Below are 13,921 nucleotides of genomic sequence, written 5' to 3'. Positions count from 1 at the left end.
CCATGGATCCGGTGGTGCTGGCGGTCACGGGTGCCTCCGCCATGCCGTTGGCGGAGCGGGGTCTGCAGTTGCTGCTGGAGGCCGGTGAAACGGTGGAACTGGTGGCCAGCCGCGGGGCCATCGGGGTCTGGCTGGCGGAGCAGGGGGTGCGCATTCCCTCCGAACCCGACCTGCAGACCCGCTTCTGGCGGGAGCGCACGGGCATCTCCACGGGCCAGTTGCGCTGTCACCGCTGGAACGATCAGGCGGCGGCGATCGCCAGTGGCAGTTTCCGCACGCGCGGCATGGTGATCCTGCCGGCGAGCATGGGCACGGTGGGGCGGATCGCCAGCGGCGTGGCCCTCGACCTGGTGGAGCGGGTGGCCGATGTGCACCTCAAGGAGGGGCGGCCCCTGGTGATCGCCCCCCGCGAAATGCCCTGGAGCCTGGTGCATCTGCGCAACCTCACGACCCTGGCGGAGGCGGGTGCGCGCATCGCCCCACCGATTCCCGCCTGGTATCACCGTCCCACCAGCCTGGAGGAGATGGTCGATTTTCTGGTGATCCGGGTGTTCGATGGCCTGGGCTACGACCTCGGCTCCCTGCGCCGCTGGGATGGTCCGGTGACCGCCGCCGCCAGTCTCTGAGTCCTGCCCGCCGGTCTGATCTCCGGACTGTTCCCTCCGTGCTCTACCGCCTCCTGCTCCTGCCTCTGCTGGCCCCACTGCTGGCGGTGCTGCTGGTGGCGGCCCTGAATCCCAGTCCCTCCAACCGCCTGCGCCTGCTGATCTGGACCTCCCCGGCCCTGCCGATCGGGGTCTGGATGGCCCTGGCAGCCAGCGGCGGCGCCGCCCTCAGCGCCGGCCTCACGGCCCTGGCCCTGCAGCAACCGGTCGAGCGGCGCCAGCAGCCGGAGCCCTGGGATGAGCAGCCGGAACCACGGGTCAGGCCAGGGCGACAGGAGCGGCAGGAGCGGCAAGACCCGCCCGCCGCCTACGCCGGCCCCGAGCGAGGCCCGCAGGATCCGCCCCCCACCCTCTCGGTGCCGTTCCGCATCCTGCGCAAGGGCAGCGGCCCAGGCGTCAGCGCCCAACCGGCAGCAGCGCCAGCCGCAGCCACCACCACCACAGCCGGCGCCGGCCATGGCGACGCCGAGGGCTGGGACACGCCCCCCAGCGACGACTGGTGAAGCGGAGCTGCCCAGGGGAGCCGGCGTCCAGCAACAAATCGGACCGCCAGGGATGACTAAAGTTGTGGGAGTGTTTTGAGCTGAGGCTCCAGCCCGTGAGCGATTCCGCCAGCCCCGCACCGACACCCGCCAAGGTCAAGCCACCGGCTCCGGAAGACAAGCCCTTCGCGGAATTCATTCCCGAGCTGTTCCTGCCGGCCCTGCTCAAGGAAATCGAGGCCTTCGGCGGAGCGGCCCCGCAGCTGAGCTTCGAGCAGGGGGCGATGCCGGTGGTGGGCAGCCCCTGCTGGCAGGTGATGGGCAGCTTTCCCGGCGAGAGGCGCTTCTGGCTCTGCTTCACCGAGGCCAGCATCAGCTGCTCCAAGACCATCGCCCTGGCGGAGACGGGCAGCGAACCCAGCCTGCTGGAGCCGTTCCTGAGCGACGAGAAGAAAACCACCTTGGCCCTGCTGATTTCACGGGTGGTGTCCCGGCTCAACAGCCAGAAGTGGCTGGGCCCCAACTGAGCGCTTCACATCCGGGCCAGCTGAGCGGAAAGCCCGCCTACGATGGGCGGCACACTCCACTGTTCTGCCCGCATGGTGCCCCCCGTCGCTGCGCCCTCCGCCACCCGTGGCACCAACGCCGCTGAGTCCACGGCCTTCAAGCAGCCGGTGAAGGACACGATCCTCACCCCGCGCTTTTACACCACGGATTTCGAGGCGATGGCCGCCATGGATCTGCGGCCCAACGAGCAGGAGCTCGAAGCGATCTGCGAGGAGTTCCGCAAGGACTACAACCGTCATCACTTCGTGCGCAACGAGGAATTCGAAGGTGCTGCCGACAAGCTCGATCCCGAAACCCGCAAGGTGTTCGTGGAATTCCTCGAGCAGAGCTGCACCTCCGAGTTCTCCGGCTTCCTGCTCTACAAGGAACTCAGCCGCCGGATCAAGGACAAGAACCCGCTGCTGGCCGAGTGCTTTGCCCACATGGCCCGCGATGAGGCCCGCCATGCCGGCTTCCTGAACAAGTCGATGGGTGATTTCGGCCTGCAGCTGGATCTGGGCTTCCTGACGGCCAATAAGTCGTACACGTTCTTCAAGCCGAAGTTCATCTTCTACGCCACCTACCTCTCCGAGAAGATTGGCTACTGGCGCTATATCGCCATCTACCGTCACCTGCAGAAGCATCCCGAGAGCAAGATCTTCCCGATCTTCAACTTCTTCGAGAACTGGTGCCAAGACGAGAACCGCCACGGCGACTTCTTCGATGCCCTGATGAAGGCCCAGCCCGACACCGTTCGCGGTCTGCAGTCGAGGCTGTGGTGCCGCTTCTTCCTGCTGGCGGTGTTCGCCACCATGTATGTGCGCGATGTGGCCCGCAAGGAGTTCTACGAAGCACTGGGCCTCGATGCTCGCGAGTACGACAAGATGGTGATCGCCAAAACCAACGAAACGTCGGCTCGGGTGTTCCCCGTGGTGCTCAATGTGGAGCATCCCAAGTTCTACACGCGCCTGGAGCGGATCGTCACCAACAACGCCGCCCTCAGCGAGGCTGACGCCAAGGGTGGCCCGGCTCCGATCAGGGCTCTGCGCAAGCTGCCCCATTGGATGGCCAATGGTCTGGAGATGGCCAAGCTGTTCCTGATGGCACCGATCCGCAGCGAGGAGTTCCAGCCCGCCGTGCGTTGAGGTCTGGTCTGGTTAGCCTGGCGGCCCTCTCTGAACCGTCTTGCTAGCCACTCCCTCTCCTTCACTCACGGGTGCCCTCGCGGGCGACAGCCTTGATCTGCGCTGGCGTGAGCGGCTTGAAACCGTCCTGGCTGCGGGTGCCGCAGCCGGTGCCGGCCTGGTGGAGGTGTTCCTTGAGAGCACCGATCACATCGGGCTGCTGGCCGAGCAGGAGAGGATCACCAATGTCAGCCCGGCCTTCGGGCGAGGGGCGGGCCTGCGGGTGTTCCTCGGCGACCGCGACGGCTTTGTCTCCACCAACGACCTGAGTGAAGCGGGCCTGCTGCAGGCCCTGGATCAGGCCCTGGGGATGCTGGGCCTCAGCCGCAGCAGCCTCGGCAGCCACGCCTTCGCCGGCCTGGCCCCGCTGCGCGACCACGGGACCAGCAAGGAGAGCTGGCTGCAGCACTGCCCTGGCCTGGATGAATCCACGGCTCGGCTGCTGGAGGCCACCGCCCTGCTGAACCGCCACGGAGATCATCTCCAGGCCCGCCGCGGCAGCTACGCCCGCGACTGGCAGGAGGTGCTGGTGGCCGCCAGCGATGGCACCTTCGCCCGCGACATCCGCCTGCACCAGTCGGTGGGGATCAACGCCCTGGCGGCCGACGGCGACCACCGCGCCAGCCTTGGGCGCCGCTACGGCAGCTCCGGCCGCCCCGATGACCTGCGCCAGTGGGATGCGGAGGCCTCGGCGATCGATCTCTGCGCCAGTGCCCGCTCGATGCTCTACGCCGAGTATGTGGAGGCCGGCAATTACCCGGTGGTGCTGGCCAATCGCTTCGGGGGCGTGATCTTCCATGAAGCCTGCGGCCACCTGCTGGAAACCACCCAGGTGGAGCGCGGCACCACCCCCTTCGCCGATCAGGTGGGCAAGACCATCGCCCATGAGGCGGTCACCGCCGTGGATGAAGGGCTCAGTGACGGGGCCTTCGGCAGCCTCTCGATGGATGACGAGGGCATGGAGCCCCAGCGCACGGTGCTGATCGAGAACGGCGTGCTGCAGCGCTTCCTCTCCGACCGCGCCGGCGAACTGCGCACCGGCCATGCCCGCACCGGCAGCGGCCGCCGCCAGAGCCACAACTTCGCCGCCGCCAGCCGCATGCGCAACACCTTCATCGCCGCCGGTCCCCACAGCCCCGAGCAGCTGATCGGCTCGGTGGATCGGGGCCTCTACTGCAAGTCGATGGGGGGAGGCAGTGTGGGACCCACCGGTCAGTTCAACTTCGCTGTGGAGGAGGGGTATCTGATCGAAGACGGCCAGCTGGGCAAACCCGTGAAGGGGGCCACGCTGATCGGTGAGGCCAAAGAAGTGATGCCACGCATCTCGATGTGCGCCAACGATCTGGAGCTGGCCGCCGGCTTCTGCGGCTCGGTGAGCGGCAGCATCTTCGTAACCGTGGGCCAGCCCCACATCAAGGTCGACAGCATCACCGTGGGAGGCCGCTGATCATGGGAACCGACACCATCACCGCCAGCACCAGCAGCGTCAGCCCCAGCGCCCTGCACGCCAGTGAGCTGGCCGATCAGCTGCAAGCACTGGCCACGCAACTGGGCGTCAGCCGCTGGGACCTGGGCGCCTCCTGCAGCACCGACACCTCCGTGCAGGTGGACCGGGGTGAGGCCAAGCAGCTCAAGGGCGCCCAGCGCAGCTCGATCACCGTGCGGGCCTGGAACAGCGACGGCCTGGTGGGCATCACCAGCACCTCCGATCTCTCCCCTGCGGGCCTGGCCCGCGCTCTGGCCGGCGCCAGTGAGGCCAGCCGCTACGGCAATCCCGATGACACCCCCGGCTTCTCGCCCCTGGCCACGGCGCCGCTGGCCCAGCTGGAGCAACCGATCAGTGAACCCAGGGGCATCCTCGAGCTGCTGGACACCCTCAAGCTGGCTGAGGCCGAGCTGCTGGGCCGCCACCCGGCCATCAGCACCGTTCCTTACAACGGTCTGGCGCAGCGCAACAGCCAGCGCCTCTACCTCAACAGCGAGGGGGCCTGCCGCGAGCAGCAGCTGAGCACCGCCAGCCTTTACCTCTACGCCCGCGCCGAGGAGGCTGGCCGCAAGCCCCGCAGCAGCGGTGCCGTGCGCCTGGCCTACGGCGCCGAACAGCTGGATGTGGCCGGCTGCATCGAGGAGGCGGCGGAGCGCACGATCCAGCACCTCGACTACGCACCGATCAGCACCGGTCGCTACACCTGCGTGTTCAGCCCCGAGGCGTTCCTCGATCTGATCGGCGCCTTCAGCGGCCTGTTCAATGCCCGGGCGGTGCTCGATGGCGTCAGCCTCAGCCAGCGCGAGTCGCTGGGCAGCCAGCTGGCGGTGCCTTTCCTCTCGATCCACGACAACGGCCTGCACCCCGGCAACATCGGTGCCGCCAGCTTTGATGGCGAGGGCACACCGGTGGCGCGGCTGCCGCTGCTGGAGGGCGGCATTCTGCGCCACTTCCTGCATTCGGAGGCCACGGCCCGCGCCTTCGGCGTGGCGCCCACCGGCCATGCCGGCCTGGGGGCGAAGGTGTCGGTGGGACCGCACTGGTTCGAGATCGGCCCCGCCGGCCCCAGCGGCGAGCAGGCCGGTGCCCAGGGTCTCGATCGCTTCAGCCAGGAGGGGATCGTCTGGATCGATTCCCTCTCGGCGCTCCATGCCGGCGTGAAGGCCAGCCAGGGATCCTTCTCCCTTCCCTTCGATGGCTGGTTGATCCAGGGCGGTGAAGCCCGCTCGATCGAAGCCGCCACCGTGGCCGGCGACATCCGCGCCGTGCTCAAGGGTCTGCTGGGCTTCGAGGGCGAGGCCAAGGTCACCCCCGATGGCGTCTGCCCGCTGGTGTGGGTGGATGGGCTCTCGATCACCGGCGACGCCTGAGGCCCGCCAGACGAGGAGCCGGCGATGAAGATCCTGTTCTGGGGCACCCCGGCCTACGCGGTGCCCAGCCTTGAGGCGCTGGTGGCGGCGGGCCATGAGCTGGTGGGGGTGGTGAGCCAACCCGATCGCCGCCGCGGACGGGGTTCGGCCCTGGTGCCCTCAGCGGTGAAAGCCAAGGCGCTGGAGCTGGAGCTGCCGGTGTTCACCCCCAGCCGCATCCGCCGTGAACCGGAACTGCAGGCGCAGCTGGCGGCGTTGGGGGCGGAGGCCTCGGTGGTGGTGGCCTTCGGGCAGCTGCTGCCGCCGGAGGTGCTGGCCCAGCCGCCGCTGGGCTGCTGGAACGGCCACGGTTCGCTGCTGCCCCGCTGGCGTGGTGCCGCCCCGATCCAGTGGTGCCTGATCGAAGGCGACGCAGAAACCGGCGTGGGGATCATGGCCATGGAGGAGGGCCTCGACACGGGGCCGGTGCTGCTGGAGCGGCGCCTCGCGATCGGCCTGCTGGAGAACGCCAGCCAGCTGGGGGCGCGTCTGAGCCAGCTCAGCGCCGAGCTGCTGGTGGAGGCGATGCCACGGATTGCCGCCGCAGGGCCGGGCCCCGAGGCCGAGCGCTGGCGGCGGCTGGGCCTCACACCCCAGGCCGAAGACGGCCTCTGCCACGCCCGGCTGCTGCAGAAGCAGGATGCCCAGATCGACTGGAGCGCTTCGGCGCTGGCGATTCACCGCCGCGTGATGGGTCTGCATCCCGGAGCCCAGAGCACCTGGGGCCAACGGCGGCTGAAGCTGCTGGCCAGCGAACCCCTGGTGCAACGCCTGAGCGATCAGCTCACGCCCGCCGCCGCCCAGCTGGCGCAGCGCCGGGGCGAGCCTGAGTCGGCAGATCTGGCGGCAGCCCACGCGGCTGAGCCCGGCGAGGTGCTGGAGCTGGTGCGCGGCGTGGGCCTGGTGGTGGCCACGGGCGGCTGCCCCGTGCTGATCAGCGCGGCCCAGCTGGAGGGCAAGCGTGCCGCGGCGGGCGAGGCCCTGATCCAGCAGCTGGGGGTGGCGGTGGGGGAGCGGCTGGGGTGATCATGGGCCCTGGCGACACCAGCGATCCCAGCGATGGCCATCCACAGCCATCGGACCTCAGCGGCGGCCGGAGCGCATCAGCGACACCACCAGCCACACCCCCAGCACGTTGGCGGCCACGAACAGGCCCTGGCTCACCTGGCGCAGCAGCTGCAATTCCGACTGGGTGGCCATCACCGTGGCACTGAGCAGGAGGGCCGCCACCAGGATCGAGAGGGCGATGCGGCGCGAGAGCACATCGAGGTTGGCCAGCAGCCGCTCCAGACCCTGCAGCTGAAAGGAGAACACCAGCTCATCACCACTGAAGCGCTGCAGCAGCCCACTGAGCTGGCGCGGGGAGTCGAGCAGCAGAGCGCGCAGATCGAGGCCGAACTGCATCACCCGCTGCTGGGGCAGCAGCAGGGCGCGGGCCATCAGCCAACCCACCAGGGGCTTCATCGCCTCCGTGAAGCTGAACTCCGGCGCCAGGGCCCGGCCCACCCCCTCCAGGTTGGTGATCGCCTTGACGAACAGGCCGAGATTGCCGGGCACCTGCAGGCCGGTGCGGCTGGCGATCTGGAGCAGATCCCCCAGGAAAAGGGCGAAGTTGAGCTGCTGCAGTGGCTTGGCGAAGTTGGCGCGGATCAGCTGATCGAGCTGCCGGCGCAGCCCACGGCGATCGACGCTGCTGGCCTGCGGCGGCGCCAGCTGCACCAGCAGATCCGTCGCGCGGGCGGGATCTTCATTGATGAGGGCCAGCACCAGATCCAGCACCAGGGTGCGGGTGCGGGGATCAAAGCTGCCCACCATGCCCAGATCCAGCAGCGTGATCGTGCCGTCGGCCGCCACCATCAGGTTGCCGGGATGGGGATCGGCATCGAAGAAGCCCTCCACGAAGAACTGCTCCACGAAGGCACCGAGCAGGGCATCGGTGGCGGCCTCCACCCCACCGGAGCGCTGCTCCAGGGCCACCCTGGCCCCATCACTGAGGATCGGATCACCCTCCAGCCACTCCAGCACCAGCACCGCCGGCCCGCTGAGCTCCTGGTACAGCTGCGGCACCCGCAGGCGGCCATCGCCCACGAAGCTGGAGCGCTTGAGCACCTGCGCCAGCCGCTCGGTGTTGCCGGCCTCGCGGCGGAAGTCAATCTCACCCTCAAGGGACGTCACCATCTGCTCAGCCAGACCGGGCAGGTCGTAGCTGGATCCCAGCGGCGTCTGGGCGGCGAGGGCCGCGATCTGGCGCAGCAGCTGGCCGTCCTCCTCCACCTGGCGCTCGATGCCCGGGCGCAGCACCTTCACGGCCACGGCACGGCCACCGGCGTGGTGTCAAATCGGGCGAACACCTGATCAGCCGGCCGCTGCCACTGCTCCAGCAGACGGGTCTCCACCTCGCTCCACGGGGCTGGTGGCACGGCGCTCTGAAGCGTGCCCAGGGCGCGGATGTAGCGATCAGGAAGGAGATCGGGGCGGGTGCTGAGCAGCTGGCCCACCTTCACGAACACCGGCCCCAGCTCAGTGAGCATGCGGCAGAGCACCTCCGGTGCCGGCAGGCTGGGCTGAGCGGCGGGCACGGAACCAAGCTGGGCGCTCAGCAGACCCAGCAGATAGTCCCACTGGTGCTGCGACACCACCCGCACAATCTCAAGCGCCCTGGAGGAACTGCTGAGCATTCGAGGCCTCAACCAACGCTTGGGGCCATGCTGACAGCGGCGAAAGCGGCTGGTCGCTGGCCAGAGGGTGTGGAACTGGCCGTTCAGCTTGATCCCGCCCCAGCCATTCCCCAGTGATTCCCGTGCTGAAACAGCCGATCGCGCTGAGTGGCGTCACCCGTGATCAACAAAAGCCTGTCTGCCAGCGGAAGTGAGAGGCGCGCCGGACGACGGACGGTTTCCTCAAGCAGTCTGCGCATACAGCTCCGCCACTTCTTCGGCCCGCTGCCGGTGATCCCGGCGCAGGATCTCAGGGCCGTCGATGATCACGCCGTGGCCGAAGCCGAACAGCCAGCGGCGCAGGTCGATGTCGCCGGCGAGGGTCCAGGGGGGCAGGTCGATCTCGATCGGATAGGGATGGCTGCCGTCGCCGGGCTCCAGCTCATGGGGGGCGTCGCGGTGGCGCCACCACTGCTCACCGGGCCGGGGCTTCGAGAGGCGGATGCACTCCAGCGGGAAGCGCTGCAGGCCTTCGCGCAGAAACGAGAACACATAGGGGGTGCAGCGAAAGCGCAGGGTCTGCAGGGTTCGCTGGCGGGCCAGCGGGTCGGTGCCGCCGATCGCCAGCTGGGCGTCGAGGTCGTCGCCGCAGTAGATGCCACTGGTGTGGCGCAGCAGCCGATCAAGGCGCTGCAGGCTGCGCTGGCGTTGGGCCGGCGCCTGGCGGAAGCCGCTGTGAACCTCGCGGAGCTCCAGCCGATCAACCCGTTCGGTGCGGATCAGGCCCTCGGGCCGGCCGGCGCTTTCGAGTTCATAGGCCAGATACCAGCCGATGTTGTGGAACACCAGCTGCAGCGGCCACATCCGTTCTCCCTTGCTGACGTCGCTGTCGTTGAAGCGGGCGGCGGAGGCCAGGCGCCCGAGCACCACACGGTTGCCCTTGAGGATCGCCTCCTCCAAGCGCCGGGCCTGGTCGGCGCAGGCCAGGGACGTGCTGCGCACCAGGGCCGGATCGACGATCGAACGGTTGGCGATGCGGCGCACGCTGGCGGAACCCTCCAGCTCCAGCCCCCCCTGTTGCAGCCGGCGCTCGAGATCCCCGAGCAACTGCTGCTGCACCGGATCACCCAGCTGCGCTGCCGTGCTGCGCAGCAGGGCCACGGCATCCCGCAACTGCGACGCCGAGAGCAGGGCCGTGCCGAGCGCATAGCCCTGGCGCACGGTTTCACCCGGGGGCCGGAAGCCGTAGGGGGTCAGCACCTTCTGGATGTCACGCCGCAGGGTGGCGCCGCTCTGGGGGGTGTAGGTGGAGGCGTCGAGCTCGTGCAGCTGCTCCATCAGGTGCTGTTGCACCGGCTTGCCGTCCGCCCGATCAAAGGGGTGCTGAAGGATGTGGCGGATCAGCGTGAGCACACGCACGAACACCTTGGCGTCGCCCTCCTGGGGCCAGCCGCCGCCGTTGGCCTCCACCCGGCCAGCGGCCAGCGGCGGGCTGATCGGCGCCTGGGCGGGCAGCACCGAAAAGAAGCCCTCCCGCTCCAGCCAGTCCAGATCGGCGGCCAGGGCTGTGGGATCGGCGTAGCAATCGCCATGCAGGGCAGCGAGGTATGCGGCCGCCCGCTCGGCCAGCTCACCCTGGGGGAGGGGATTGCAGATCTGCTCGAGGGCGGAGCGGGTGGCGCCATCACGGGCCTCGAGATCGGGGAAGCGCATCAGCAGCTGCAGCAGATGCAGCAGCCGCTCGTAATCGAGCAGGCGCGAATAGCCATGCAACTGGTGACCCAGTTCGCGGTTGCGCGACGCGGCGATGCGCCGATCGAGGCGGCTTAGCTCCTGCTCCACGGCGGCAGCCACGTCGGTGTGGGCGGAAGGGTCGAGGTCCACGAGCACGGCCAGGCCCTCGGCTCGGGCGGGCTGGAAAATCGCATCAGCCAGGGAGGCGGCGAAGGAATGGATCACCGCATCGGGCACCCGCCGCTCCCGCCGGCGATTCCACTGCTTGCAGGTTTCCAGCGGAGTGGTGAGCTGCCAGCCGATCCACTGCACCGGCCGGGGCAGCGGGAGCCGCTGGGTGATCGCCAGGCGCCAGGGACGCCTGGCGTGGGTGGCATCCACGATCACGCCAACGCCGCGCTCGATGCACGCAACGATCCGCCCATGCAGGCGCGCTTCGATCGCCGACCAGAAGCCCTGGATCGTGGCATCGCCGTAGAGCTCCTCGCGGATCCGGTCAGTGGAGAACACCTCCACGACCTCCCCACGGGCGGCCAAGCGCTCGGCCATCACGGCGGCGAGGGTGGTCTTGCCGCTGGCGGGCGGGCCGATCAGCAGATGGCAGCGGAGCGGTTCAGGCATGGTGAGGTGTGCAGGGGTTCAGCGTCCCGCGGGGCTGGGCCCACGGCAATTGTCGTGCTGCGAAGGACGAAAGGGGGGGGGGTCAGTGTGCGGTCCGCAGTTCCTCGGGCTGACCCAAGGGCTGGCACCGATCCCAGCCATCGAGCGGTGGACTGAGCAGATGGGGGCGATTCATCGCAGCGTGAGCTTGTAACAGCCCGAACGCCCGGGCGGATCGAGCCTGGCTGAGCTGCAGGCGCAACCCTTCAATCTCCTCCTCCAGGGCCTTCAACCGTTGCGGGCGGCTCGATGGGATCAGCCCTCGGCGGCTAACCACCACATCGCGAACCCTGTTGCCGAGGCCAATCACCTGGCGGCGTCCACGGGGATCATTGGCACTGGGCTCGCCGTACTGATCCAGTCCCTTGGTGCAGCGCTGAACCTTGGCAGTGAAGATCACCTCATCACCAGTCTGGATTCCCGCCATGGTCCAGCCCTCCCTCAGCCGGAACCACCAATGGGCAGGTAGCACAGGACGATTGCTGCGAGCATGGTGAAGCTGACGGATGCAGAGAGTCTGAATTGATTCTTCGTCACAGCGGAAACTGCCGAAGCGATCCACCACCCCACGGAATCGGTGCACTTCGCGATGCAGAACATGGAGAGGAAGAATGAAGGTCATCAGCCAGGGGTTCAACTGACGTCATGCTGGGGTCAGTGGGCTGTTTCAGCCCGAAGGGCGCTGCGAAGGACCGACAACGGCCAAATCCAGCCCTAGAACAGGGATGAAGCGTTGAACAGAGGACACCATCAAGCTTTGATCCGTCCTTCGCACGGAAAATTGGGAGGAGCGAAAAATCCCGCCCACACTGAGCCCAGAACCGAGTCGATTCGATGGCCCACACCCCCAATTGGCAGCACCATTCCCGTAAGTCCCTCAAGGGACGTGGCTGCTGCAAAGGTGCCCTGCGAGCCCGCCGCCAGGCACTGCAGGCCCTGCTCCACAAGCTCAAGGCGGCCAAGCTTCAGAGCTGATAAGATCAAGCAATAAACAGCTATTGTCTTTATATTGACGAATTCTGTACAGTCACATCCTCATGTTAATGCCGAAAATTCCAGATTTTATTCGCTCCTCAGCAATTCTTCAAAGACTCAAGAGCCGGGGCAATGCTTCTGATCACATTCACCGGCAAACAAAGCTCAGAAATCAATTGCTTATTGCTTCTCTAGGGCTAGGGGTAAGCGTGCTACTCAACTACTTCAATTATCGTTCATACTGGAAGTCTACTATTTACAATACGCAAACAATTGATTTTAATCTTCTTGCTAATGTCCTCCCAGATGCTATCAAGGAACCTTTGCAATCTGATAACCAGGCACAGCTTTCACAATTACTCAATTCCCATTATAATGTCTTTGGAATTTTAGTTTCACGATGTATTGACAGTACAGGCTGCAATGCAGAGCGCTTCGTTGCAGTAAGCGGCTTCCAAATTAATGACAATGGGAAAACTATTCAATTAATCAAGAATGAACCCGTTAACTTTCCAATTTCAAGAGAATGGACAAAACAACTTATAAATCAAGCTAAAACGAGATCATCACTAGTTTCTTATCTCAAATCCCAAGGAATTTACAATCAAGGTGTTTACGCTAAATCCAATTTACCATATTTTAGCTTTAAACATCCTGGCCGTCGAGATCCAGAAGTCAATACCCCAAGCAGTACCAACCAATCCACAAAAATTGGTAATATCTATTTAATTAGAAATCCTGGTCCTCCATTTCTTGATGACACGATTGATATTTTTCCGCGCTTAAATAGTGCATGGCTTAATTTGCCAAGCTTCTTTTCATCACGCCAAGGCATAGTTTTTCTCACCTATATTGGACTTCCGGTCTTATTGCTTCTGATTTTTGAGCTTGTTGAGCTGAGATCATCACAGTCGAAACTTGCGCAACAGCGCAAGCTTGATGATGACAAGATTTCATTTTTTAAGACCATGTATGCTTCGGATTTACTTAGTACTGATATAGCTAACTTTTCTCATGATCTTTCAACTGCAAATCAAAAAGTTCTAGATGCTATGAATGAGCTGACTATAAGTACGCGTGCTGAAATTTGCACGATATTTCACGACATTGTGAAAGCCCCTCTGATTCAGCCCGGCAGCATCACCAATAATTTAATTAATCACAATCCTTTGCCGCAGAACTCCAAAACACAAGAATTTGAGAACATTATCAATGAACTGAAAGACACTCATGAGCAAATCGGATTTGTAGTCAGAGATATGCGTCTGGCAAGCACGGTTGCGGAAACTTCAGTCTTAAGTGTGAATTCAATTCTACAATCACTAACAGAGCGTCTTCCGGCTACTACGTCAAATCGGACAACTAAATTAGAAATTAAAATCCCCAATACAAGCGCATATATCAAAGGCAATGAATGGCAACTATTTGGCATTCTGCGCAATATCTTATATAATTCATTAAGTGCATTAAAAATGAAAAAAACAAGCTTGCCTAGGTCAAAGCGCAATTTATTTAATCCAGAAATTTTAATCTATTCGACAATATCTGATGAATATGTAAATCTTATTATTGAAGACAACGGCCCTGGAATACCTGCGAACAGAATAAATACTTTATACAAGTGGACCCCTAGCGCTTCCGCCAATCTTAAAGTCAATAAATTGAGTGGATACGGAAGCGATATAGTTGGCACTTATCTTATGCTTAACGAAGCAAAGCCTTTTGTCGCGAACCTTTCAGGTCCTTCTGAACCGGTCTCAGGAACTAGAATCGTACTTCAATTTAAAAGAGTTTACCCTTCTTCATCATGCTAAGAATTCTGATTGCCGAAGACCAGCGATCAACTTCAGACAACTGGAAGCACTTGTTAACTCTTTTTTTTACAGTGGAAGAAAAAATGTCTCCGGAAGCTATTGAAATTACTCAAACCTATGACTATACCACAACAATTGATAGCCTTGAAGACAACGAATATGATCTAGGGAGACTCTGGAAAACCCAGGGCAGCCACGCGAAAATATCCGTGTAATCGCAGTTGCGGACTGGGGTCATGGGCAGCAAGCAGCTCGGTTTTGGTGATTACGAGCAGTCGACGGCCAAAAAGCGCACCAAGCGAGAGCGAT

The 13,921-nt window shown here is 63.9% G+C and carries 13 protein-coding genes; 9 read left to right on the top strand and 4 right to left on the bottom strand.

Going from position 1 to position 13,921, the window contains the following annotated elements; all coding sequences use genetic code 11:
* Positions 1 to 2 precede the first annotated feature (2 nt).
* From KQ304_RS02420 to fmt, 7 genes are all read left to right on the top strand, one after another.
* A complete protein-coding gene (locus tag KQ304_RS02420; RefSeq protein ID WP_259735530.1) occupies positions 3 to 626 on the top strand; it encodes a flavin prenyltransferase UbiX in 624 nt (207 codons plus the stop codon).
* A gap of 38 nt (positions 627 to 664) precedes the next feature.
* On the top strand, positions 665 to 1,168 hold the full coding sequence (locus KQ304_RS02415) for a hypothetical protein (protein ID WP_259735529.1): 504 nt from the start codon (positions 665 to 667) through the stop codon (positions 1,166 to 1,168).
* 95 nt (positions 1,169 to 1,263) lie between these two features.
* The gene (locus KQ304_RS02410; RefSeq protein WP_259735528.1) at positions 1,264 to 1,674 is read left to right on the top strand and encodes a DUF2996 domain-containing protein; all 411 of its coding nucleotides are present in this window, start codon (positions 1,264 to 1,266) and stop codon (positions 1,672 to 1,674) included.
* 72 nt (positions 1,675 to 1,746) lie between these two features.
* Positions 1,747 to 2,838: a magnesium-protoporphyrin IX monomethyl ester (oxidative) cyclase gene (gene acsF / locus KQ304_RS02405; RefSeq protein ID WP_259735527.1), complete on the top strand. Its 1,092-nt coding sequence runs from the start codon at positions 1,747 to 1,749 to the stop codon at positions 2,836 to 2,838.
* 97 nt (positions 2,839 to 2,935) lie between these two features.
* A complete protein-coding gene (locus KQ304_RS02400) occupies positions 2,936 to 4,324 on the top strand; it encodes a TldD/PmbA family protein (protein ID WP_259735573.1) in 1,389 nt (462 codons plus the stop codon).
* A 2-nt stretch (positions 4,325 to 4,326) separates the two neighbouring features.
* On the top strand, positions 4,327 to 5,733 hold the full coding sequence (locus tag KQ304_RS02395) for a TldD/PmbA family protein (protein WP_259735526.1): 1,407 nt from the start codon (positions 4,327 to 4,329) through the stop codon (positions 5,731 to 5,733).
* A 24-nt stretch (positions 5,734 to 5,757) separates the two neighbouring features.
* A complete protein-coding gene (gene fmt, locus KQ304_RS02390) occupies positions 5,758 to 6,798 on the top strand; it encodes a methionyl-tRNA formyltransferase (protein WP_259735525.1) in 1,041 nt (346 codons plus the stop codon).
* A 57-nt stretch (positions 6,799 to 6,855) separates the two neighbouring features.
* Here the strand turns inward: fmt and KQ304_RS02385 are convergent, their stop codons facing one another.
* From KQ304_RS02385 to KQ304_RS02370, 4 genes are all read right to left on the bottom strand, one after another.
* Positions 6,856 to 8,079 carry an AarF/ABC1/UbiB kinase family protein gene (locus KQ304_RS02385; RefSeq protein ID WP_259735524.1) on the bottom strand — a complete coding sequence of 408 codons (1,224 nt, stop codon included), beginning with the start codon at positions 8,077 to 8,079 and terminating at the stop codon, positions 6,856 to 6,858.
* Entirely contained in the window at positions 8,076 to 8,450 is a 375-nt protein-coding gene (locus tag KQ304_RS02380; RefSeq protein ID WP_259735523.1) for a hypothetical protein, read from the bottom strand. Before KQ304_RS02380 ends, KQ304_RS02385 begins: the two co-directional genes overlap by 4 nt.
* Positions 8,451 to 8,672: 222 nt before the next feature.
* Positions 8,673 to 10,784 (bottom strand): WYL domain-containing protein, encoded by a 2,112-nt coding sequence (locus KQ304_RS02375; RefSeq protein WP_259735522.1) that lies wholly within the window; start codon positions 10,782 to 10,784, stop codon positions 8,673 to 8,675.
* 82 nt (positions 10,785 to 10,866) lie between these two features.
* On the bottom strand, positions 10,867 to 11,250 hold the full coding sequence (locus tag KQ304_RS02370) for a hypothetical protein (RefSeq protein ID WP_259735521.1): 384 nt from the start codon (positions 11,248 to 11,250) through the stop codon (positions 10,867 to 10,869).
* A gap of 407 nt (positions 11,251 to 11,657) precedes the next feature.
* On the opposite strand from KQ304_RS02370, the gene KQ304_RS02365 reads away from it, so the two are divergent.
* Positions 11,658 to 11,798: a hypothetical protein gene (locus tag KQ304_RS02365; RefSeq protein ID WP_259735520.1), complete on the top strand. Its 141-nt coding sequence runs from the start codon at positions 11,658 to 11,660 to the stop codon at positions 11,796 to 11,798.
* A gap of 62 nt (positions 11,799 to 11,860) precedes the next feature.
* On the top strand, positions 11,861 to 13,612 hold the full coding sequence (locus KQ304_RS02360; protein ID WP_259735519.1) for a hypothetical protein: 1,752 nt from the start codon (positions 11,861 to 11,863) through the stop codon (positions 13,610 to 13,612).
* The last annotated feature ends 309 nt before the right edge of the window (positions 13,613 to 13,921 follow it).

Origin of the sequence: Synechococcus sp. CS-1329 (genome assembly GCF_025128055.1) — a bacterium.
Lineage (GTDB): Bacteria > Cyanobacteriota > Cyanobacteriia > PCC-6307 > Cyanobiaceae > Regnicoccus_A.
This window is presented reverse-complemented; position numbering and strand designations above follow the sequence as displayed.